The organism is Enterobacter sp. CC120223-11, assembly GCF_900215375.1.
Classification (GTDB): Bacteria; Pseudomonadota; Gammaproteobacteria; order Enterobacterales; family Enterobacteriaceae; genus Scandinavium.
In genome coordinates, this window is sequence record NZ_OBEF01000004.1 from 20836 (window position 1) to 40665 (window position 19830).

At 55.2% G+C, this 19830-nt stretch carries 18 protein-coding genes; 7 read left to right on the forward strand and 11 right to left on the reverse strand.

All coding sequences use genetic code 11. From position 1 onward, the window contains the following. Window positions 1–534 (reverse strand): RNA pyrophosphohydrolase, encoded by a 534-nt coding sequence (gene rppH / locus CRO87_RS05860; RefSeq protein WP_097162004.1) that lies wholly within the window; start codon window positions 532–534, stop codon window positions 1–3. Between the two features lie 682 nt (window positions 535–1216). On the opposite strand from rppH, the gene mutH reads away from it, so the two are divergent. The 4 genes from mutH (at window position 1217) to CRO87_RS05885 (ending at window position 4211) form a co-directional block, all read left to right on the forward strand. Further along, window positions 1217–1903 carry a DNA mismatch repair endonuclease MutH gene (gene mutH / locus CRO87_RS05870; protein WP_097162006.1) on the forward strand — a complete coding sequence of 229 codons (687 nt, stop codon included), beginning with the start codon at window positions 1217–1219 and terminating at the stop codon, window positions 1901–1903. Window positions 1904–1972: 69 nt separating this feature from the next. After that, the gene (locus CRO87_RS05875) at window positions 1973–2686 is read left to right on the forward strand and encodes a TerC family protein (protein ID WP_097162007.1); all 714 of its coding nucleotides are present in this window, start codon (window positions 1973–1975) and stop codon (window positions 2684–2686) included. A 126-nt stretch (window positions 2687–2812) separates the two neighbouring features. Beyond that, a complete protein-coding gene (locus CRO87_RS05880; RefSeq protein WP_097162008.1) occupies window positions 2813–3031 on the forward strand; it encodes a YgdI/YgdR family lipoprotein in 219 nt (72 codons plus the stop codon). Window positions 3032–3170: 139 nt separating this feature from the next. After that, complete coding sequence (locus CRO87_RS05885; RefSeq protein ID WP_097162009.1) at window positions 3171–4211, forward strand: NADP(H)-dependent aldo-keto reductase; 1041 nt, start codon at window positions 3171–3173, stop codon at window positions 4209–4211. A 44-nt stretch (window positions 4212–4255) separates the two neighbouring features. Here the strand turns inward: CRO87_RS05885 and lplT are convergent, their stop codons facing one another. Together lplT and aas are read right to left on the reverse strand one after the other, a co-directional pair. Continuing rightward, window positions 4256–5449, reverse strand: coding sequence for a lysophospholipid transporter LplT (gene lplT / locus CRO87_RS05890; protein ID WP_097162010.1), 1194 nt, complete (start codon window positions 5447–5449; stop codon window positions 4256–4258). Then, the gene (gene aas, locus CRO87_RS05895; RefSeq protein ID WP_097162011.1) at window positions 5442–7601 is read right to left on the reverse strand and encodes a bifunctional acyl-ACP--phospholipid O-acyltransferase/long-chain-fatty-acid--ACP ligase; all 2160 of its coding nucleotides are present in this window, start codon (window positions 7599–7601) and stop codon (window positions 5442–5444) included. The genes lplT and aas overlap by 8 nt, the downstream gene beginning before the upstream one ends. 423 nt (window positions 7602–8024) lie before the next feature. Here aas and galR point away from each other — a divergent pair, with 423 nt between their 5' ends. After that, on the forward strand, window positions 8025–9041 hold the full coding sequence (gene galR / locus CRO87_RS05905; RefSeq protein ID WP_097162012.1) for an HTH-type transcriptional regulator GalR: 1017 nt from the start codon (window positions 8025–8027) through the stop codon (window positions 9039–9041). Here the strand turns inward: galR and CRO87_RS05910 are convergent. The 4 genes from CRO87_RS05910 to CRO87_RS05925 all read right to left on the reverse strand — a co-directional run bounded on the left by CRO87_RS05910 (window position 9002) and on the right by CRO87_RS05925 (window position 13121). Then, window positions 9002–9481 carry a GNAT family N-acetyltransferase gene (locus CRO87_RS05910; RefSeq protein WP_097162013.1) on the reverse strand — a complete coding sequence of 160 codons (480 nt, stop codon included), beginning with the start codon at window positions 9479–9481 and terminating at the stop codon, window positions 9002–9004. The genes galR and CRO87_RS05910 overlap by 40 nt on opposite strands. Continuing rightward, window positions 9478–10251 (reverse strand): FCD domain-containing protein, encoded by a 774-nt coding sequence (locus CRO87_RS05915; protein WP_097162014.1) that lies wholly within the window; start codon window positions 10249–10251, stop codon window positions 9478–9480. Before CRO87_RS05915 ends, CRO87_RS05910 begins: the two co-directional genes overlap by 4 nt. A gap of 100 nt (window positions 10252–10351) precedes the next feature. Continuing rightward, on the reverse strand, window positions 10352–11779 hold the full coding sequence (locus tag CRO87_RS05920; protein WP_097162015.1) for a glycoside hydrolase family 1 protein: 1428 nt from the start codon (window positions 11777–11779) through the stop codon (window positions 10352–10354). A gap of 7 nt (window positions 11780–11786) precedes the next feature. Then, on the reverse strand, window positions 11787–13121 hold the full coding sequence (locus CRO87_RS05925; RefSeq protein ID WP_097162016.1) for a PTS sugar transporter subunit IIC: 1335 nt from the start codon (window positions 13119–13121) through the stop codon (window positions 11787–11789). 297 nt (window positions 13122–13418) lie between these two features. On the opposite strand from CRO87_RS05925, the gene CRO87_RS05930 reads away from it, so the two are divergent. Next, window positions 13419–14453, forward strand: a complete 1035-nt coding sequence (locus tag CRO87_RS05930) for a LacI family DNA-binding transcriptional regulator (protein WP_097162017.1) — start codon at window positions 13419–13421, stop codon at window positions 14451–14453. Here the strand turns inward: CRO87_RS05930 and lysA are convergent. Next, window positions 14423–15685: a diaminopimelate decarboxylase gene (gene lysA, locus CRO87_RS05935; protein ID WP_097162018.1), complete on the reverse strand. Its 1263-nt coding sequence runs from the start codon at window positions 15683–15685 to the stop codon at window positions 14423–14425. The two genes, CRO87_RS05930 and lysA, sit on opposite strands and share 31 nt — an antisense overlap. Window positions 15686–15806: 121 nt before the next feature. Between lysA and CRO87_RS05940 the strand changes: the two genes are divergently transcribed. After that, window positions 15807–16754, forward strand: a complete 948-nt coding sequence (locus CRO87_RS05940) for a LysR family transcriptional regulator (RefSeq protein WP_097162019.1) — start codon at window positions 15807–15809, stop codon at window positions 16752–16754. Here CRO87_RS05940 and CRO87_RS05945 read toward each other — a convergent pair. The 3 genes from CRO87_RS05945 to kduD form a co-directional block, all read right to left on the reverse strand. Next, complete coding sequence (locus CRO87_RS05945) at window positions 16741–17433, reverse strand: aspartate/glutamate racemase (protein WP_097162020.1); 693 nt, start codon at window positions 17431–17433, stop codon at window positions 16741–16743. The genes CRO87_RS05940 and CRO87_RS05945 overlap by 14 nt on opposite strands. 116 nt (window positions 17434–17549) lie before the next feature. Beyond that, on the reverse strand, window positions 17550–18677 hold the full coding sequence (wzz(fepE), locus tag CRO87_RS05950; protein ID WP_097162021.1) for an LPS O-antigen length regulator Wzz(fepE): 1128 nt from the start codon (window positions 18675–18677) through the stop codon (window positions 17550–17552). Window positions 18678–19025: 348 nt separating this feature from the next. Next, complete coding sequence (gene kduD / locus CRO87_RS05955; protein ID WP_097162022.1) at window positions 19026–19787, reverse strand: 2-dehydro-3-deoxy-D-gluconate 5-dehydrogenase KduD; 762 nt, start codon at window positions 19785–19787, stop codon at window positions 19026–19028. Window positions 19788–19830 lie beyond the last annotated feature (43 nt).

Below are 19830 nucleotides of genomic sequence, written 5' to 3' on the forward strand. Positions count from 1 at the left end.
TTAACCTCTTTTACGTCGATAAGCAGGGGCTGTGTTCTGCAGCTTTGGCGTACTTTCCGTCAGCGCCAGCACAACGCCTGCAAACTCCTTCATCACCCGACGATAGACATCGCGTTTAAACGACACCACCTGACGCACCGGGTACCAGTAACTTACCCAGCGCCAGCCATCGAACTCCGGTGTACTGCTGGTTTGCATATTGATATCGGCATCGTTACCAATCAACTGCAGGAGAAACCACTTTTGCTTCTGGCCGATACATACCGGCTTTGTGTCCCAACGCACCAAACGTTTCGGTAGCTTGTAACGCAGCCAGTTCCGGGTAGACGCCAGGATCCGCACATCTTTGCGGCTCAGACCGACCTCTTCGAACAATTCCCGGTACATCGCCTGCTCAGCAGATTCGCCTGGGTTGATCCCTCCTTGAGGGAACTGCCAGGAGTGCTGGCCGTAGCGTCTGGCCCACATCACCTGGCCCTGACGATTACAGATTACAATGCCAACATTTGGGCGGTAGCCATCGTCATCAATCACCGGACTACCTCTAAACAATTTTCAATGTGAATGATTGTTTCACACTCGCCGGAAACGGTAAACCACTCTCTTGCGGCGATAACACCGGATAACAATTGAATAACTCACAGTAATCATCAAAGTTATAAACAGAAGAGAGGGTCACAGCGCCATTTTATTCACTTTTTCTGTGGATAGAGTTGTGAAGAAGTCTGGAATTACCACGGGAAAACCCTGAACTACCCTGAAAAGCCAATTTCACACCATCAAAATAAGATGATGTTATTCATTACGTTAGGATAGTTCTTTTTCATGAGATATGCCACAACGTGACGATCATCACACAGGAGATCCTTGCACTGATGAAAGATCGAGCAACGTCGTTTTTATCCACAGATTGTGCCACTAACTTAAACACATTTTGTGTGAAAATTGGATTTTCGTCGCACGTCAAGCCTGTAAATGGAAACAGTAGTGGGGGTTTTTACCAGTTATCCCATTTTTCTGTGGATAACAGGGTGTAAGATCCTGTTCATTGTCAGTGACCAGAATGGGGAAAGCTTTTTCTGCGCAAAAAAATCCCGGCTAAAAAAAGCAAAAAACACATTAAAATCATCGCATTGGCGTAGTTATCCAGAAAGAGGTAAACTCTTTCCACTCGGGGGATAAACCCCGCTCACTTTTCAACCAAAGGTCTTACGTTATGTCCGGGCTCGCTCCATTACGTCATTCTCCCCACTCTGAAGCCGAGCTTTTAGCTCAGGCGCAGCTGCTGGCGGGTTACACGTTAGGTGAGCTGGCGGCAATAGCGAACCTGCCCATTCCACCCGACTTAAAGCGTGATAAAGGCTGGATCGGCGTGCTGCTGGAGATTTGGCTGGGCGCCAGTGCAGGCAGTAAGCCAGAGCAGGATTTTGCCGCGCTGGGCGTCGAGCTGAAAACTATCCCTATCGACCGGCAAGGTCGCCCGCTGGAAACCACCTTTGTCTGCGTCGCGCCGCTGACAGGTAATAGCGGCGTGACCTGGGAAACCAGCCACGTGCGCCATAAGCTTAAAAGGGTGTTGTGGATCCCGGTTGAAGGGGAGCGTGAGATCCCACTGGCCGAGCGCCATGTCGGCTCGCCGCTGCTGTGGAGCCCAAATGAGGAAGAAGATTGCCAGTTAAGGATGGACTGGGAAGAGCTGATGGATTTGATCGTCCTCGGCCAGGTTGAGCGCATTACCGCTCGCCACGGTGAAGTGCTGCAGCTGCGCCCTAAAGCCGCCAACAGCAAGGCCTTGACCGAAGCCGTCGGCACCCACGGCGAGCCCATCCTCACGCTGCCTCGCGGCTTTTACCTGAAGAAGAACTTCACCGCTGCCCTGCTCTCCCGCCATTTTCTACTCTGACACTATTCGTTTGGGTTAACGCTGCCTGAAGGCTTATAATCGCGGTTTTCGTTTTTGGCAGGACTTACAATGTTATTTGCATGGATAACCGATCCCAACGCGTGGATGGCGCTTGGCACGCTGACGATCCTCGAGATCGTCCTGGGCATCGACAATATAATTTTCCTCTCTCTGGTGGTGGCAAAACTCCCTACGGCGCAGCGTAATCACGCCCGCCGTATCGGCCTGTTCGCCGCAATGATGATGCGCCTGGCGCTGCTGGCTTCTATTGCCTGGGTTGTCAGATTGACCAATCCGCTCTTTTCCCTGTTTGAGCACGCCTTTTCCGCCCGCGACCTGATTCTGCTGTTCGGTGGCCTGTTCCTCATCTGGAAAGCGAGCAAGGAGATCCACGAATCCATTGAGGGAGAAGAGGAAGGGATCAAAACCAACGTTCACTCATTCATGGGCGCGATTGTGCAGATCATGCTGCTGGATATTATTTTCAGCCTCGATTCAGTGATCACGGCCGTTGGCCTCTCCGACCATCTGTTTATCATGATGGCCGCCGTGGTGATTGCCGTCGGCGTGATGATGTTCGCCGCGCGGCCTATTGGCGAATTTGTCGACCGCCATCCGTCCGTCAAAATGTTGGCGCTGGCCTTCCTGATTCTGGTCGGCTTCACCCTGATGTTAGAAAGTTTTGGGATTCATGTACCAAAGGGCTATATCTATTTCGCGATGTTTTTCTCCATCGCCGTGGAGAGCCTCAATTTGCTGCGAAATAAAAAGAATCCGCTTTAAATTCAAGGGCAGCCTGCAAAATGAGGGCTGCCCCGCAATCTTTTTAAGATTTTACTGCTTTTTACTTACTGCCCAGCGGGTTATTACTAGAATGATAGGAGTTGCGGTCATATAAGGGTGATAACGATGACAAAATGGGCAGTTTTGATTTCCGCCGTTGGCCTGGCTTTCGCGGTATCCGGTTGCAGCAGTGACTACGTAATGGCGACCAAAGATGGCCGTATGATCCTGACGGACGGCAAACCGGAAGTTGATGACGACACCGGTCTTATCAGTTACGAAGATCAGCAAGGGAACAGAATGCAGATCAACCGTGACGATGTCTCCCAAATTATTAAACGCTAAAAGAAAACAGGTCAGCCAGGCTGGCCTTTTTTGATTTTTTGCTTCCGCTTTTTCCCCGCTTCTGCCATGTTTATAGTCCTTTGTCGGGCAGCCCCTGGCGCCTGACGTTGTTGATATAAATGTATGAAGGAAGGCGGCTATGCACTATCACCGTATCCCCCACAGCTCTCTTGAAATCAGTACCCTGGGGCTGGGCACAATGACGTTTGGTGAACAAAACAGCGAAGCCGACGCCCATGCACAGCTTGATTACGCCGTGGCTCAGGGCATCAACCTGATCGACGTCGCTGAAATGTACCCCGTCCCTCCCCGCCCGGAAACGCAGGGCCTGACGGAAACCTACGTCGGCAACTGGCTGGCAAAGCACGGCAACCGTGAAAAACTGGTTCTGGCGTCGAAAGTCAGCGGCCCGTCGCGCAATAACGATGCGGGCATTCGCCCGAACCAGGCGCTCGATCGCAAAAATATCCGCGATGCGCTACACAACAGCCTGACCCGTCTACAGACTGATTATCTCGACCTTTATCAGGTCCACTGGCCCCAGCGCGCGACCAACTGCTTCGGTAAGCTCGGCTATCAGTGGACGGAATCCCAGCCGGTTATCACCCTGCTGGAAACGCTGGAAGCGCTGACCGAATTCCAGCGCGCGGGCAAAATTCGCTACATCGGCGTGTCGAACGAAACGGCCTTTGGCGTGATGCGCTACCTGCATCTGGCAGACAAACACGACCTGCCGCGCATCGTCACCATTCAGAATCCGTACAGCCTGCTGAACCGCAGCTATGAAGTCGGCCTGGCGGAAGTAAGTCAGTATGAAGGGGTTGAACTGTTGGCCTACTCCTGCCTGGCTTTCGGCACGTTAACGGGTAAATACCTGAACGGTGCGAAACCTGCCGGGGCGCGAAACACGCTGTTCAGCCGCTTTACGCGCTACAGTAGCGAGCAGTCGCAGAAGGCCGTGGCGGCCTACGTGGATATCGCCAAACGCCATAACCTCGATCCGGCACAGATGGCGCTGGCATTCGTTCGCCGTCAGCCGTTCGTTGCCAGCACGCTGCTGGGCGCAACGACCATGGAACAACTGAAAACTAACGTCGAAAGCCTGCATCTGGAATTGAGTGAAGAGGTGTTGGCGGAAATCGAAGCGGTGCATCAGGTTTATACCTACCCGGCACCGTAAGAAGGAAATGCACGGTGGTAACAAGCCACCGTGCATTGTTGTACTTAACGTTTTCTTCCCCAGGCCCACAGCACGATAATCGCCAGGCCGAACAACGTGCCAAAGCCAATCCCGACGCCGACCACCGGAATGCCCACCATCACCGCCAGCGAGTAAAGCCCCAGCATGAGCAGCATCGCGCTGTTCTCTCCCAGGTTCTGCACGGCAATCGCATTCCCGGCCCCGACCGTATGCTTCCCACGTTCCTGTAATAAGGCATTCAGCGGCACCACAAAGAAACCGCCGCACACGCCCAACAGGAACAGTAAGACATAAGCAGGAAGAAGCGCGTGCTGTAGCGCAAAAATCACCACCGCAACGCCAATCAGCACGCCCGCAGGCATACAACGAGCTACAGTTTCCAACGTCACCAGCTTCGCGGCTGCGCCAGCCCCCACAACAATCCCGACGGCGACCATCGCATTGAGGTAGGTTGGCGTGGCGTTATCGGTAATGCCGAGCGCCACTGGCACCCAAAGCACCAGCAGGAAGCGCAGCGTAACACCCGCCCCCCAGAACAGGCTGGTACCGACTAAAGAGAAACGCGTTTCGCGATTACGCCACAGGGTTTTACAGGCGGAGAAAAAGCTGCCGGTCATGGCGTTAAAGCGCCACGACTGCCCGGTTCTCGCGGCGGGTAAACGCGTAATGAACAGGTTAGCCACTACGGCTCCGGCGTAGACCAGCGCACAAACGCCAAGCGCCGCCAGCACGTGCCAGTCCGCCAGCACGCCGCCCGCCATAGATCCCAGTAAAATCGCGGCGATGGTTGAAGACTCCATCATCCCGTTCGCCTTCACCAGTTTGTCGCCAGTAGTCAGTTCACCGAGGATGCCGTACTTCGCCGGGGAGTATGCCGCCGCACCAACACCCACCAGCGTGTACCCGATGAACGGATTCACGCCAACGCAAATGGAGGCCGCGCCAATCAGCTTCAGGCCGTTGGCGACCATCATCACCCGGCCTTTCGGGAAGCTGTCGGCAAACTGGCCCACAAACGGCGCAAAGAGAATGTAAGCACCCACAAACATCATCTGCAATACCGGCTGGCTCCAGTCCGGATAGAACTGCTGCTTCATCAGCGCGAGGGTGGCGAACAGCAGTGCGTTATCGCCAAAAGCCGAGAGGAACTGGGCGCAAAGCACCGCCAGCATCCCTTTCGAGCGCAGCGAAGTGTTAGTGTGTACTGACTCACTCATGGGCTGTTTCCGCCTGATCGACCTGCTGTTTGAGGGTGACGAAATCCGGTTTACCGCTGCCAAGTACCGGCAGCTGTTTGAGGAAGCGAATATCACGTGGCACTGCCAGCTCCGGCACGCCAGTGGCTCGCGCCTGCTGCTGAAGCTTCTCGCGCGTCAGCTCAGCATCTGTAGTGAACAGCACCAGCGCCTCACCTTTGCTTGCATCCTGCTTAATGACCGTGGCGTGAAGCTTGTCCGGCGAGACGACCAGCGCCAGCTGTTCAACCATCTCCAGCGACACCATTTCGCCCGCAATCTTCGCAAAGCGTTTTGCACGGCCCTGAATCTGCACAAAGCCCTGCTCATCAAAGCGCACGATGTCGCCGGTGTCATACCAGCCCGTTTCCACTTCGCCATGCTGATTCTCAGCCGTTGGCAGCTCCAGCACGCCTGGGTTTTCCACGCGAAGATAGCCATTCATCACGTTCGGGCCTTTAAGCTGTAAACGCCCCCCGTCATCAATACCCGGCACGGCCAGCAAACGCGCATCCATGCCCGGCAGAATACGTCCGACGGTGCCTGGCATCGCTGCCATTGGCACATTGATGGACACCACTGGCGCACATTCAGTCACGCCATAGCCTTCCAGAATGCGCAGGCCAAACTTGTCCTGCCAGATCTGCTTCGTGCTCTCCTGTAACTTTTCCGCCCCAGCGACCACATAGCGCACCTTATGGAAGTCATACGGGTTAGCGAAACGGGCGTAATGCCCGAGGAACGTCGAGGTGCCAAACAGCACGGTGCAGTTACGATCGTAGACCAGCTCCGGCACAATGCGGTAATGCAGCGGACTCGGGTAGAGGAACACTTCCGCCCCGGTCAGCAGCGGCGTAAACAGGCCGACGGTCAGGCCAAAGGAGTGGAACAGCGGCAGCGCGGACATAAAACGGTCGCGGGCGGTGAAATCGGCGATGGTTTTAATCTGCTCGACGTTGGCCAGAATGCTTTTATGGCTGTGCACCACGCCCTTCGGATGCCCCTCTGAACCGGAAGTGAACAGCACGATGGCGGCATCTTCCGGCTGCTGTTTGACCTGCGCCAGGTGCGGCACCAGCAGATGACCGAAGATCCACAGCTTGTCGACGAGCGTGACGTCCCCTTTCAAATCTTCCAGGAAGACCCAGCGCACCTGAGTCAGCTGCTCCGGCAGATGCCACAGTTTGCCTTTGTCCAGGAAGGTCCGGGAGGTGAAAATCGTTTTGATTTCTGCCGCCGTGATGGCGCTGGAAAGCCCTTTCACCCCGGCGGTGTAGTTCATCATTGCCGGGATGCGGCCCCGGGCAATGGCACCGAAGATAACCGCGGCGCTGATCCCTGCATTCGGTAACATCAGGCCAATCTTTTCGCCCTTCGCGCTGTATTTCTCCAGAATGCGTGCGACGAACAGGGTTTTCGTCAGCAGCTTGCGGTAGTTATCAGGCTGGAAGTTGATGTCCTCCACGCAGGGTTTACGGTCGCCGTAACGATACTGGGCAGAGAGCAGCGCCTCATACAGTGTTTCGCGCGGGCGCACCGCCATGCGGGCTTCCATCATAATCTGATGCAGCATTTCCCCGGCAATTTTGCGGCGCGTGCGGGCGCGCGGGGCGTCCGGCATGGGCAGCGTAGTTGGCGGCAGAATATGCAGCTGGATACGTGGGAACAGGCGGCGTTTCACCAACCCTTTCAGGCGACTGGCAAAGGTCAGCTCTGCGCCTTCGATGCGCACCGGCACCACAGTGGCCTGAGATTTTGCCGCCACGAACGCCGCGCCGTCGTAGATTTTCATCAACGAACCGGTAATGGAGATGCGCCCTTCAGGGAAAATCACCACCGGGCGGCCCTGCTCGACCAATCGCACCAGATGCTTGATAGACATCGGTTTCGTTGGGTCCAGCGGCACGAAATCAATCAGCGGCGCCAGCCAGCGCATAAACCACTTCTGGCTGATTGAGGTATAGACCGCAAAGACCGGGCGCACCGGTAAAAACAGCGCCAGTAAAATGCCATCTATAAAAGAGACGTGGTTTGGGGTAATCAGGACCTTCGACTGGTGCAGCGCCGCCGTGTCACCGGTCAGCCTGACCCGAAAAATCACTCTGAAAAGGAAGCGAAAAAAGCCCAGCAGCATATCAACTCCATTTGGCAAAAAATGACTTTTTGCAGGGTACACGAGATGCGGCGGGAAAAGCAGGGTGGCGGTGAATTTCAGACAAAAAAAACCTGCGCATCTGCGCAGGTCGGTGCAAGAGAGAAGTACAGAAATCGTACTAAGAAATTCTCACCAATCAATACCTCTGGGATAATCAGAGTATCAACCAGGCTGACAAATCCTCCAGCGAACATTCGCAACAGCTAATCGCAAAGTGTAACCAAAGGTTTGAATTACCCTTTTTCATTTTCAATTGCCCGTGACGTGCTGTGTAACTTTTTCCCTCTGCGAACGACTCTGGGTCACATTTGCTAACGCCAGTGTGCGCTTAGCCTTGAACAGCTCTGGGTTTTCCGTAACACTGATCGGGTGTAACCGTTTACCCTCACCAGAAGGCCAAATATGGCGACAATTAAGGATGTGGCGCGGATGGCAGGCGTTTCCGTCGCCACCGTTTCCCGGGTGATCAACAATTCACCCAAAGCCAGCGATGCCTCGCGTCAGGCGGTGTTTTCCGCCATGGAAACGCTCAACTACCACCCGAATGCCAACGCCCGCGCGCTGGCGCAGCAATCTACCGAAACCGTTGGGCTGGTCGTCGGTGATGTCTCGGATCCCTTTTTCGGGGCGATGGTCAAAGCCGTTGAGCAGGTGGCCTACCACACCGGTAACTTTCTGCTGATTGGTAATGGTTATCACAATGAGAAAAAGGAGCGTCAGGCCATTGAACAACTGATCCGCCACCGCTGTGCGGCGCTGGTGGTTCATGCCAAAGTTCTGCCGGATGAGGAGCTGACAGGACTGATGAAGCAGATCCCCGGGATGGTGTTGATCAACAGGATCTTACCGGGCTTTGAAAAACGCTGCGTGGCGCTCGACGATCGCTACGGTGCATGGCTTGCTACGCGCCATCTGATCCAGCAGGGCCACACGAAAATTGGCTATCTCTGCTCCAACCACGCCATTTCCGATGCCGAAGATCGCCTACAGGGTTACTACGATGCGCTGAAAGAGAGCGGCCTGCCGTGCAATGAGCGGCTGGTGACGTTCGGCGAGCCAGACGAAAGCGGCGGTGAACAGGCCATGACCGAACTGCTTGGTAGAGGTAAAAACTTTACCGCCGTCGCCTGCTATAACGATTCGATGGCAGCGGGCGCCATGGGCGTGCTGAATGACAACGGCATTGATGTGCCCGGTGAAATTTCGCTGATTGGCTTCGATGACGTGCTGGTGTCGCGTTACGTTCGCCCGAGGCTGACGACGGTACGCTACCCGATTGTCACCATGGCGACCCAGGCGGCAGAACTGGCGCTGGCGCTGGCGGATAAGCGTCCGCTACCGGAAATCACCCACCTCTTCAGCCCGACGCTGGTGCGCCGTCATTCGGTGATAGCGCCAGTAGAAGCGCCAAGTTCATAACGATAAAGATGCACGGTGGTGGCAGGATATTCGATGCCATCGCCGATGTACTGCCAGCCAAAGCGCTCGTAGAAATTTCGGCAGGCTGAATAGAGATGCAATTCCTCAAAACCTTTTTCCCGCGCGTATTCAATGACATGTGCCTGTAGCGCTCCGGCAATGCCCTGCCCACGCACGGACTCATCGACATACAACGCCGCCAGCCACGGGTAAAGATCCTGGCGACTGATCAGATCACAGCGCCACAATCCCACCGTCGCCAGCACGCGTTCACCTTCCGTCATCACAAAAGTGAGCGGCAGCGCGCCGGGCTTCTGGCTGTGTTCGATGATGCTGGCGAAGAACTCGCGCGGCATCGCCACGCCGCCAAACGCCTGCCATAGCCAGTCGGTCACCTGGCGGGCGTGCTGCGGCACCTGATACAGCGGCTGGGTTTTCACATCAATTTTCCCTGAAAAATGGGCACGGACTCAAACAGATAGCCGTCAAAATCGGGTGCGTCTTCGTCAGAAAGTTCCAGCAGGCTGTTTTTGACGTTTTCAAGGTGCTGCCACATCGCCTGCCAGGCCCCCATGACGTCGCGACGACGCAGTGCGGCAAGAATGGTTTGCCTCTCGCCAAGCCACTTCAGACGATAGGCCCGGCTGGCGATGTGCGCGTTAAACTGCTGCCACAGCGGGCTGCTGTCCATCTGCAGCCAGATTTTTTCTACCGTGGTCAGCAGCATCTGGTTTTGCGTGGCACCTGCGAGTACGAGGTGGAAAAGCTTGCTGTTGTCCTGACTGGTGTCGTTGGTGGCAATCGCACGCTGTTCCTGCTCAATAATGCGTTTCAGGTTGTCGATATCAGCGCGGGTTGCCATTTTCGCCGCAAAGGCCGCAATGTTGCTTTCCAGCAGCTGGCGCGCCTGCAAAATCTCAAACGGGCCAACGTCGCTGTTGAGCATCTGCTCTTCTTCGCTGTCGTTTTCCTGCGGAATGCGCATCACGTACACGCCGGATCCCTGACGAATATCGACGGTGCCCTGCAGCTCCAGCATCAGCAGCGCCTCACGCACGATGGTGCGGCTGACGCCGTATTTTTCCGCAATATTGCGCTCGGGTGGCAGCCGGGAACCTACCGGGTAGAGGCCTTCTGCTATCTGAGCACGCAAATCTTCACCAATTTCCTGGTAAGGTTTTTTTTCCAGCGGAACAACGGCCTTTTCCACAATATCACCTGTGTCTGTTTGCGGGAGAGTGACAGGCCGCCGCTCCTGGCGGCCCGACCGGCGGCTATAGTAGCAAAAATCACGCAGCGGTGGCGCGCCGCTACTTCAGTTCATCGTCCACGTTAAGGGTTAAGCTTCGGCTGTCACGCAGCCTGCGGAACCAGGCCGCTGACTTCTTCGCCCGGCGAGCCCTGTTATTCTCCAGATCGATCTCAATCAGCCCGTAGCGATTCTTGAAGGCGTTCATGGGCGAAACGTTGTCAGTAAATGCCCACAGCATATAGCCGCGGCAGTTGGCACCGTCCTGCTTCGCCCGCAGCGTTTGCCACAGGTGCTCGCCGATAAAGTCGATGCGGTAGTCATCTTCAATAACGCCGTCACGGTTACGGAACTGCCCCTCGTTCTCAATCCCCATCCCGCTTTCCGCCACAAACCACGGAATGTTGCGGTACTCATTTTTAATACGCATCGCCATGTCGTACACAATCTGCGGGTAAATTTCCCAGCCGCGGGATTTGTTCATCCGCCGCCCCGGCAACTCGAACGGCTCGTAGTAATACGCCGGGTGGAAAGGCGTTTCCGGGTGCCAGGCACGGGATGGCGCTTTCACGCGATGCGGGTAGTACAGATTGATGCCAAGCTCGTCGACCGTGTTCGCACGGATCTCCGCCAACTCTTCCTGCGTGTAATCCCATGCCACAGCATGTTTTTCCAGCAACGTGAACAGCTCTGCCGGGTACTCACCGTGAACGAAGGGATCGAGGAACACGCGATTGTAGAACAGATCGTAAACCTCTGCGGCACGGACATCGTGCGCGGCGCTGGAGCGTGGATAAGTCACTTCCGGGTTGAGAATACACCCTACGCTGCCACGATAGCCCTTCTCGCGGAACAGCTTTACCACCCGCGCCGTCGCCAGCACCTTGTGATGATTCCACTGCATCCAGGTGCCCGTATTCTGTTCATACGGCCAGCGAAGCGCATCCAGATAGACCCGCGTCTGCACCACAATCGGCTCGTTGAAGGTGAACCAGCGCGTGACTTTGTGGTGATAGCGGGCGAAGACTTTTTCCACGTAGCGAACGTAAAGCTCAACCACTTTTTTGGACGCCCAGCCGCCATAGGTTTCCAGCAAATAGCCCGGCAACTCGTAATGTTCGAGGCAAATCATCGGCGTGATGCCGTGGGCGAGCAGTTCGTCGAACAGCGCATCGTAGTATGCCGCGTACTCTTCATCGACGGTGACGTTTTCATAATCGGTCAGAAAGCGTGACCAGTTGATCGAGGTGCGGTAATGCGTGAGCCCCGCCTCCTTCATTAACGCGACGTCTTCACGAAAACGGTTGATAAAATCCGTGGCAACTGCAGGACCATAGCCGTTATGCCAGACGTGTCTGTCGTTTTTGTACCAGAGATCGGGCCAGGAATCCTGGCCCTCTTTTTTGCCTCTCCAGCCTTCAGTTTGCCAGGCGGAGGCAGCGGCCCCGAGAATGAATTCCTGTGGTATGGCGATAGTTTTCTGACTCATTGCGTCCTCATGCGTTCTCAGTGGCCTGCTGCTGCGCCTGTAGCTGTGCCTGCTCCGCACGGCGGGAGGCAATTTTCACAAACGGCAGATAAATAATGATGGAGGTGACGATGCAAATCAGCTGCGTGATAACCGCCCCCATAGAACCCGCGGTTGACAGCCAGGCGTTGATCAGCGGCGGCGTGGTCCACGGCACCATCACCACGGCTTTACCGGCAAAGCCCGTGACGGTGGCGAAATAGCCAATCGACCCGGTCACCAGAGGGGTGATGATGAACGGAATAGCCAGAATCGGGTTGAGCATAATCGGCATGCCGAAAATCACCGGCTCATTGATGTTAAACAGGCCAGGCCCGATTGAGAGCTTGGCGATCTCCTTCATTTCTTTGCGTTTTGTCGCAATCATTACCGCAATCAGCAGGCCGATAGTCAGGCCGGAACCCCCGATGCTCATGTACACATCCCAGAACGGCATGGTGATAATGTTCGGCACCTCTTTGCCCTGCTCGAAGGCGCTCATGTTGACGGTGATCGCCCCCAGCAGCAGCGGCTCGCGGATCGGTTTGATCATCTGGTTGCCGTGAATGCCGATCACCCAGAACAGCTGGGCAACAAACATAAGCAGCAGAATACCCGGCAGGCTTTGCACCACGCGCTCCAGCGGCTGCTGGACGACCTGATACACCGCATCGTAGAGATACATGCCCGTCAGCTGATGGAACACGAAGCCGAAGGTGGCGATGGCCGTCGTGGTAATGATCGCCGGGATCAGCGCGGAGAACGACGCAGAAACGTTCGGCGGCACGGTATCCGGCATTTTGATTTTCAGGCCCGGACGCCCTTCCAGCCAGCAGTACACTTCCACTGACAAAATGGCGATAAACATGCCAAGGAACAGGCTACGGGTGTCGGAGAACTGGCGCAGCAGCACGTCTTTCACCACATGCATCTGACCGTCCACCAGCATCTCTACGGTGGTTGGGGTCACACAGATAAAGCAAATCACCGCCAACAGCCCGGGGAACAGCGTCTTAATGCCGTTGATGCGGCCCAACTCAATGCCGATTAAGAACACTGCGCCGATATTGAGGAAGTTCAGCGTGGCGTAGTTAATCGCCGCGGTAATTGGCTTCAGCGCCGCCAGGAACGACAGCGCCTGGAAGCTTGCCAGACCGTTTTTCGGGTCCAGTACCATGTTGGAAATCAGTACCGAAAAGGCGCCGACGATGATCACCGGCATGAGGGTTATAAAGGAAGATTTGATTGCCATGATATAGCGGTAGCTATTGAATTTCGTGGCGAAACTTCCCAGAGAGTCGATCAGTTTTTCCTGAAATGCCATAGGGGTGATACCTCAAATGTGGCTTTTATAGAATGGGTTTACAGCCTTGTAACATTTGGCATACCAAAAATAGCGATGTGTCGGACAAAGTTCTGTGACTGAGCTCTCATGACGACATTTGGTATTCCAAACAAAGTTAAAAACCCAACATTGGCATACCACGCAATCTTTACAGGGATATTCAGATAAAACCCTGTCAAAAGCGTGATCTCGATAGTTATTTGTCACGAGGGCGGCAGATATGGCACTGAATGTCTGTGATAAACTGCGGCTATCAACGGGTATCAGGAATAAATAATGGCAACAATGCTGGATGTCTCACTACGCGCTGGCGTGTCGAAAGCGACCGTTTCCCGCGTGCTGAACGGCACAGGTCAGGTAAAAGAAAGCACCCGCAAGCAGGTGTACAAAGCCATGGAAGAGCTGGGTTATCGTCCGAATTTTTTGGCGCGCTCGCTCGCGAACCGAACCAGCAACAGCATCGGCCTGGTGGTCTCCACCTTCGATGGCTTCTATTTTGGCAGGCTGCTTCAGCAGGCCTCACGCCAGACGGAAACCCACGGCAAGCAGTTGATCGTCACCGACGGTCACGACACTCCAGAACGTGAAGAGCAGGCCGTGCAGATGCTGGCAGACCGCCAGTGTGATGCCATCGTGCTCTACACCCGCTTTATGAGCGAAAAAGCGATCATGAAGCTCATTAACTCCATCGCCATGCCGGTGGTGGTGATCAACCGCGACGTCAGCCAGATGCGCGATCGCTGCGTCTTCTTCGAGCAGCAGGATGCCGCGTTCCAGGCGGTGGATTATCTGATTACCCAGGGCCATCGTGATATCGCCTGCATTACCGTGCCCATCCACACGCCAACGGGTAAAGCGCGCCTGCAGGGCTACCGCAATGCGCTGGAAAAGCACGGCATCGCATGGGATCAGAACAAAGTGAAATATGGCGATTCCGGCATGACGCGAGGCTATGAGCTGTGTCAGCAACTGCTGGAAGAGAAGGTGGAGTTCAGCGCCCTGTTTGCCTGTAACGACGATATGGCTTTGGGCGCGTCAAAAGCGCTGCATCAGGCGGGTTTACGCATTCCACAGGACATTTCGCTGTTCGGCTTCGACGATGCCCCATGCGCCAGGTGGCTTGAACCGGGGCTTTCAACGGTGTATCTGCCGATCGATAACATGATAACCACCGCGATCGACCAGGCCATCAAACTTGCCAATGACCTGCCTATCGAGACTCTGCCGCCCTTCACCGGTAAGCTGGTGCTGCGCGACTCAGTCACCACCGGTCCGTTTTATCAGAACAATTCCAGCGCCAGCAGCTCCTGAATCGTCTGGCGACGACGGATGAGTTTTGCCACGCCGTTGTCGTACAGCACTTCCGGCAGCAGCGGGCGGCTGTTGTAGTTGGAGGACATCGACGCGCCGTAGGCACCGGTATCGTGCAGCACCAGATAATCTCCCGGGGCAACCTGCGGCAGCTCACGCGTCTCCACTTTGCCGCCTTCCTGTTGCGTAAAGACATCACCCGATTCACACAGCGGACCCGCCACCACGGTTTCCACTTGCGGGGCCTGAGACAGATCGCGGCCATCGGCGGCCAGCGCCGAAATATGGTGATAGCTGCCGTACATCGATGGACGCATCAGGTCGTTAAAACCGGCGTCAATCAGCACGAAGTGGCGGCTGCCCATGTTTTTCACGCTGCGCACCTGCGACACCAGCACGCCGGACTCCGCCACCAGGAAACGGCCCGGTTCAATTTCCAGCTTCACCGCATGCCCGAGGTGCTTCGCGATTTGCTCGCGGGCGGCATTCCACAGGCCGAAATAGTGCTGCGTATCGATGGTTTCATCGTCGTAGTGATATGGAATGGATAAGCCGCCGCCGGCAGAGATGGCCTCCAGATCCTGACCAAACTCAATAACCTGGCGCACCATTGCGCCGCACACCTGCTCCAGATGTCCGTAATCCACGCCGGATCCGATATGCATATGGATGCCGACGAGCTTCAGTTTGTAACGCTGGATCACCTCCAGCGCCTGAGGCAGATCGCTATACCAGATCCCATGCTTGCTGTTTTCGCCGCCGGTATTGGTTTTCTGGCTGTGGCCGTGACCGAAGCCCGGATTCACGCGCAGCCAGACAGGATGCCCGGGCGACACAGCACCAAGCTGCGCCAGCATATCAACAGAACCCGCGTTCACCGGGATCTTCAGTTCGGCAACGCGCGCGATAGTCGCTTCGTCGATCATATCGGCGGTGAACACAATATCGTTGGGATGCGCAACGGGATCGTAACCCGCTGCCAGCGCGCGCTCGATTTCACCGAGCGACACGGAATCCACCTTCACACCCTGCTCGCGCATCAGGCGCAGAATATGAATATTCGAGCAGGCCTTCTGGGCAAAGCGCACCACGTCAAACTGGCTGAGTTGGGCAATCTGCTTGCGGATGATGGCCGCATCGTAAACCCACACTGGACAGCCAAACTCCGCAGGCAGGCGCAGCAGGTTTTCAGCATTCAGGTCGGTGTCAGTCGTGTGAAGTGGACGTGGCATGGTGAACTCCGGTTTATTCGCTTTCAGAGGATTACGCCACAGGGAAAGCAGAATAAAAAATATCGTTTTATCCTGACTTCATGCAAAATTGATATGGATAACGTTCTGGAAGGAGTTCGTCATGCCCGCGGTCAATCTGCGCCACATCGAGATTTTTCACGCCGTGATGACCACTGGCAACCTGACCGAAGCCGCCGCGATGCTGCATACCTCGCAGCCAACCGTCAGCCGGGAACTGGCGCGGCTTGAAAAAGTGCTGGGGCTGAAGCTGTTCGAACGTACCCGTGGGCGTCTGCACCCGACGGTGCAGGGACTGCGTCTGTTTGAAGAGGTTCAGCGCTCGTGGTACGGGCTGGACAGGATCCTGAGCACCGCCGAAAGCCTGCGCGAATTTCGCCAGGGCGAGCTTTCCGTGGTCTGCCTGCCGGTATTTTCACAATCCTTTTTACCGGCGCTGCTGCAGCCGTTTCTCGACCGCTTTCCGGACGTCAGCCTGCAAATTGTGCCGCAGGAATCGCCGCTGCTGGAAGAGTGGCTTTCGGCGCAGCGTCACGATTTAGGCTTAACGGAAACGCTGCACACGCCGCCCGGCACGGAGCGCACGCCGCTGCTGAGCATGAATGAAGTGTGCGTCCTGCCCGCGAAGCATCCGCTGGCGAAAAAAGCAGTGCTGACGCCGAAGGATTTTGACGGCCAGAACTATATCAGCCTGTCGCGAACGGACAGCTATCGCCAGCTCCTCGACGGCCTCTTTGCCGAGCACGAGGCACACCGGAGAATGGTGGTGGAAACCCACAGCGCGGCGTCCATCTGTGCGATGGTGCGGACAGGCGTCGGGATTTCCGTCGTTAACCCCTTCACCGCGCTGGATTACGCTTACAGCGGCGAAGAGAGTGGGATCGCCATTCGCCGCTTCAGCGTGGAAGTGCCCTTTACCGTCAGCCTGATTCGCCCGCTGCATCGGCCGGGTTCGGCCCTGGTCGATGCCTTTGTTGCACATCTGCAAAACAGCGTGCAGACCCTGGTTGAACCACTGGAAAAGATGCTGAGCGACGTCAGGAAAGCATAAAGTCAACGGCGTCGGAGGCGTGCAGCGCGGCGGTGTCGAACACCGGCACCGGGCTGCGTTCTTCAGGCACCAGCAGGCCGATTTCCGTGCAGCCAAAAATCACGCCTTCCGCCCCTTCGCTGACCAGGCGTTCGATGACCTGGACATAGTAAGCGCGGGAAGCTTCGCTGAAGGTGCCCAGGCACAGCTCTTCGAAGATGATCTGATTGATGCGCGCCCGCTCCTCTGCGTCAGGGATAATCGTGTTCAGCGAGAACTCCTGCTCCAGACGTCCGCGATAAAAATCCTGCTCCATCGTATAGCGTGTGCCTAAAAGCGCCACATTACGCACGCCCTGTTTTTCAATGGCGCGGCCTGTCGCGTCGGCGATATGTAAAAACGGCACGGCGCATCGCAGTTCAATATGGGAAGCCACTTTATGCATGGTGTTGGTACAGAGCACAATGCCTTCTGCGCCAATACTTTCCAAATCGGCCGCCGCCTGCGCCAGCATCTCCCCTGCCTTATCCCACTCCCCCGCCGACTGGCAGGCTTCTATCTCGTGAAAATCGACGCTGTGCATCAGGATTTTTGCCGAGTGCAGGCCGCCGAGTCGCTGCTTGATGCCTTCATTGATCAGACGATAGTAAGGGATGGTCGATTCCCAGCTCATACCGCCAAGCAGGCCGATGGTTTTCATGGAGGTTCCTTTCTGAGTTTTTCACGGTGAAACAACCTTACCCTGCCGAGCGGACAGAAAAAAGGAGGCAAATGCCTCCTTTTCGCTAATGAGATAAAATGTGAATGTCGGACGCACTACTCGGCCGCAAGCCTCGGGCTGTGGCGGGAACGCACTGCCTGCTGCAACAGTACGCCGCCGCACGCCAGCATTCCACCCACGATCGCCGCCAGCAGAACAATCAGCGTTTTTCCCGGGCCATCTTTTTTCACCGGCAAAGAGGGAGAAAGCTGATAATTCACCACCGGAAACTGAATTGACTTGATATTGAGGGCTTCGAGCTGCTTCAGGAGATATTCACGGTTAAGAATCTCCGCATTCAGCTCCGAGACATCAGTGATCGATTTTTCGATTTCCAGCTTTTTGTTGAGCCCTTCGGTGCCCAGGGTCACTGAAAAATCTGGATCGTCCTTAATTGCCTGACCGTTGCTGTAAACTGGTTTATTAATTCCGGCCGCTTTTGCCACCTGCAGGGAATAATCCAGACGCTTGATTTTGGCCTCTTTGGCATTTTCCAACTGCGCGCGATCTAACGCCAGGCGCTGCTTTTCGACCTGCACTTTCATCATCACTGTGTCATGAATGTTCGTCATGGTTTGTGACACCACTTTATCCGCCACGAACCGCATGTAGCCAGCAAGAATAGCCTGCGCTTCTTCAGGCTGTGGACCCGTGAAGGAGAGCGTCCATGAATGGTACGGTGTAGTTGGCCCATTTTTATTATCTGCATCATCCAGGGCCCTCATTCGCTCAGACATCGCCACAATCGCGCGGTGTAGCTCAATAGGGTCAACATTCACTCCCTCAAACTGGCTCATCAACGAAGGGGTGGATTTCACATACTCCTCGAGCAAAACGGAGGATTTAAACTTCTTAATAAACAGATTAAAGAGGTTGCCACTGTCAATTTTCAAATCGACGTTCAGCACCTGTACAGTGGAGAGCAGTTGGTTAAGCGGCACCAATTGATTACGCTCAGCGGAGGTGATAACCGAATTGCTGGTCCATTTTTGCGGCAGAAGAAGGCTCACGGCAAATCCCAGCAGGGCGAAACAGAAGACCACACTCAAAATACGTTTTTTGGCATTCCACAGCGTTTCAGCCAGCGCAAGCAGGTCAATTTCTTGCGGCTCGCGGGAGGATAATGCGGGACGTGGGAAAGAGATGATCGCATCCGTTTGCGGTTTAATATCCATAGTAGACATGATTAGACATTAATTCTTCGTAGGGGTAAGTGCCAGCCAATATAACCTTATAAGAATTATCTGAAAACCCTAAACTTCTAATAAATGAAAAATACAGGGTATTCAGGAAGAAGTTTGTCAAAAGCTGGCGGATTTTTTTGGGGTCAAACAGCAAAACCTACGAAAACAGGCAGTTGAAAAACATGAAATCCCCCGTTGCATAGTGCGAGCCTAAATTTTTATTTAAAAAATCCTATTTTTGAGTATTCAATTAAATGCACTCAAAGAATTAATGAATTTAATAAATATATTTCCTGAATACAAAAAACCCTGCCATTGAGCAGGGTTATGATTTGCAATAACGGTGAATTAGCGGGCGAGCCAGCCCCCATCCACGGCGATGGTATAGCCGTTGATGTAGTCAGACGCGCTGGACGCCAGGAACACCACCGGCCCCATCAAATCTGACGGCAGGCCCCAGCGTGCGGCCGGGATACGGTCCAGAATTTCCGCGCTGCGCTGCTCATCGGCACGCAGCTGCTGAGTGTTGTTGGTCGCCATGTAACCTGGCGCAATGGCGTTGACGTTAATGCCGTGCTTAGCCCATTCGTTGGCCAGCAGACGCGTCACGCCCATCACGCCACTTTTGGAAGCGGTGTAAGACGGCACGCGGATCCCACCCTGGAAGGAGAGCATCGAAGCAATGTTAATGATTTTGCCGCCGTTGCCCTGGCTGATGAAGTGCTTCGCCGCCGCCTGAGCCATGAAGAACACCGCTTTGATGTTCAGGTTCATGACGTCATCCCAGTCTTTTTCGCTGAATTCAATAGCGTCCTGACGGCGAATCAGCCCGGCGTTGTTCACCAGAATGTCGATATGGCCGAATTCTGCCACTGCACGCTCCAGCAGCTGTGGGATCCCATCGATGTTGCGCAGATCTGCCGTCAGGCTCAGGAAGCGACGACCGCGGGAAGTCACCTGCTCGATGGTCTCTGTTGGCTCAACGATGTTAATGCCGACGATGTCACAGCCCGCTTCCGCGAGGCCGATGGCCATGCCCTGACCCAGCCCCGTATCACAGCCGGTCACTACGGCAACTTTACCTGCCAGAGAAAATGTATCGAGAATCATAAAAATTTCCTTACTCATTCGCGCCTGATTCAGACAGGCATAG

What these genes read in the sequence shown, in the direction of transcription:
- mutH (WP_097162006.1), top strand. Translation starts at nt 1,217, where the DNA reads ATGTCCGGGCTCGCTCCATTACGTCATTCTCCCCACTCTGAAGCCGAG.
- CRO87_RS05875 (WP_097162007.1), top strand. Translation starts at nt 1,973, where the DNA reads ATGTTATTTGCATGGATAACCGATCCCAACGCGTGGATGGCGCTTGGC.
- CRO87_RS05880 (WP_097162008.1), top strand. Translation starts at nt 2,813, where the DNA reads ATGACAAAATGGGCAGTTTTGATTTCCGCCGTTGGCCTGGCTTTCGCG.
- CRO87_RS05885 (WP_097162009.1), top strand. Translation starts at nt 3,171, where the DNA reads ATGCACTATCACCGTATCCCCCACAGCTCTCTTGAAATCAGTACCCTG.
- lplT (WP_097162010.1), bottom strand. Translation starts at nt 5,449, where the DNA reads ATGAGTGAGTCAGTACACACTAACACTTCGCTGCGCTCGAAAGGGATG.
- aas (WP_097162011.1), bottom strand. Translation starts at nt 7,601, where the DNA reads ATGCTGCTGGGCTTTTTTCGCTTCCTTTTCAGAGTGATTTTTCGGGTC.
- galR (WP_097162012.1), top strand. Translation starts at nt 8,025, where the DNA reads ATGGCGACAATTAAGGATGTGGCGCGGATGGCAGGCGTTTCCGTCGCC.
- CRO87_RS05920 (WP_097162015.1), bottom strand. Translation starts at nt 11,779, where the DNA reads ATGAGTCAGAAAACTATCGCCATACCACAGGAATTCATTCTCGGGGCC.
- CRO87_RS05925 (WP_097162016.1), bottom strand. Translation starts at nt 13,121, where the DNA reads ATGGCATTTCAGGAAAAACTGATCGACTCTCTGGGAAGTTTCGCCACG.
- CRO87_RS05930 (WP_097162017.1), top strand. Translation starts at nt 13,419, where the DNA reads ATGGCAACAATGCTGGATGTCTCACTACGCGCTGGCGTGTCGAAAGCG.
- lysA (WP_097162018.1), bottom strand. Translation starts at nt 15,685, where the DNA reads ATGCCACGTCCACTTCACACGACTGACACCGACCTGAATGCTGAAAAC.
- CRO87_RS05940 (WP_097162019.1), top strand. Translation starts at nt 15,807, where the DNA reads ATGCCCGCGGTCAATCTGCGCCACATCGAGATTTTTCACGCCGTGATG.
- CRO87_RS05945 (WP_097162020.1), bottom strand. Translation starts at nt 17,433, where the DNA reads ATGAAAACCATCGGCCTGCTTGGCGGTATGAGCTGGGAATCGACCATC.
- kduD (WP_097162022.1), bottom strand. Translation starts at nt 19,787, where the DNA reads ATGATTCTCGATACATTTTCTCTGGCAGGTAAAGTTGCCGTAGTGACC.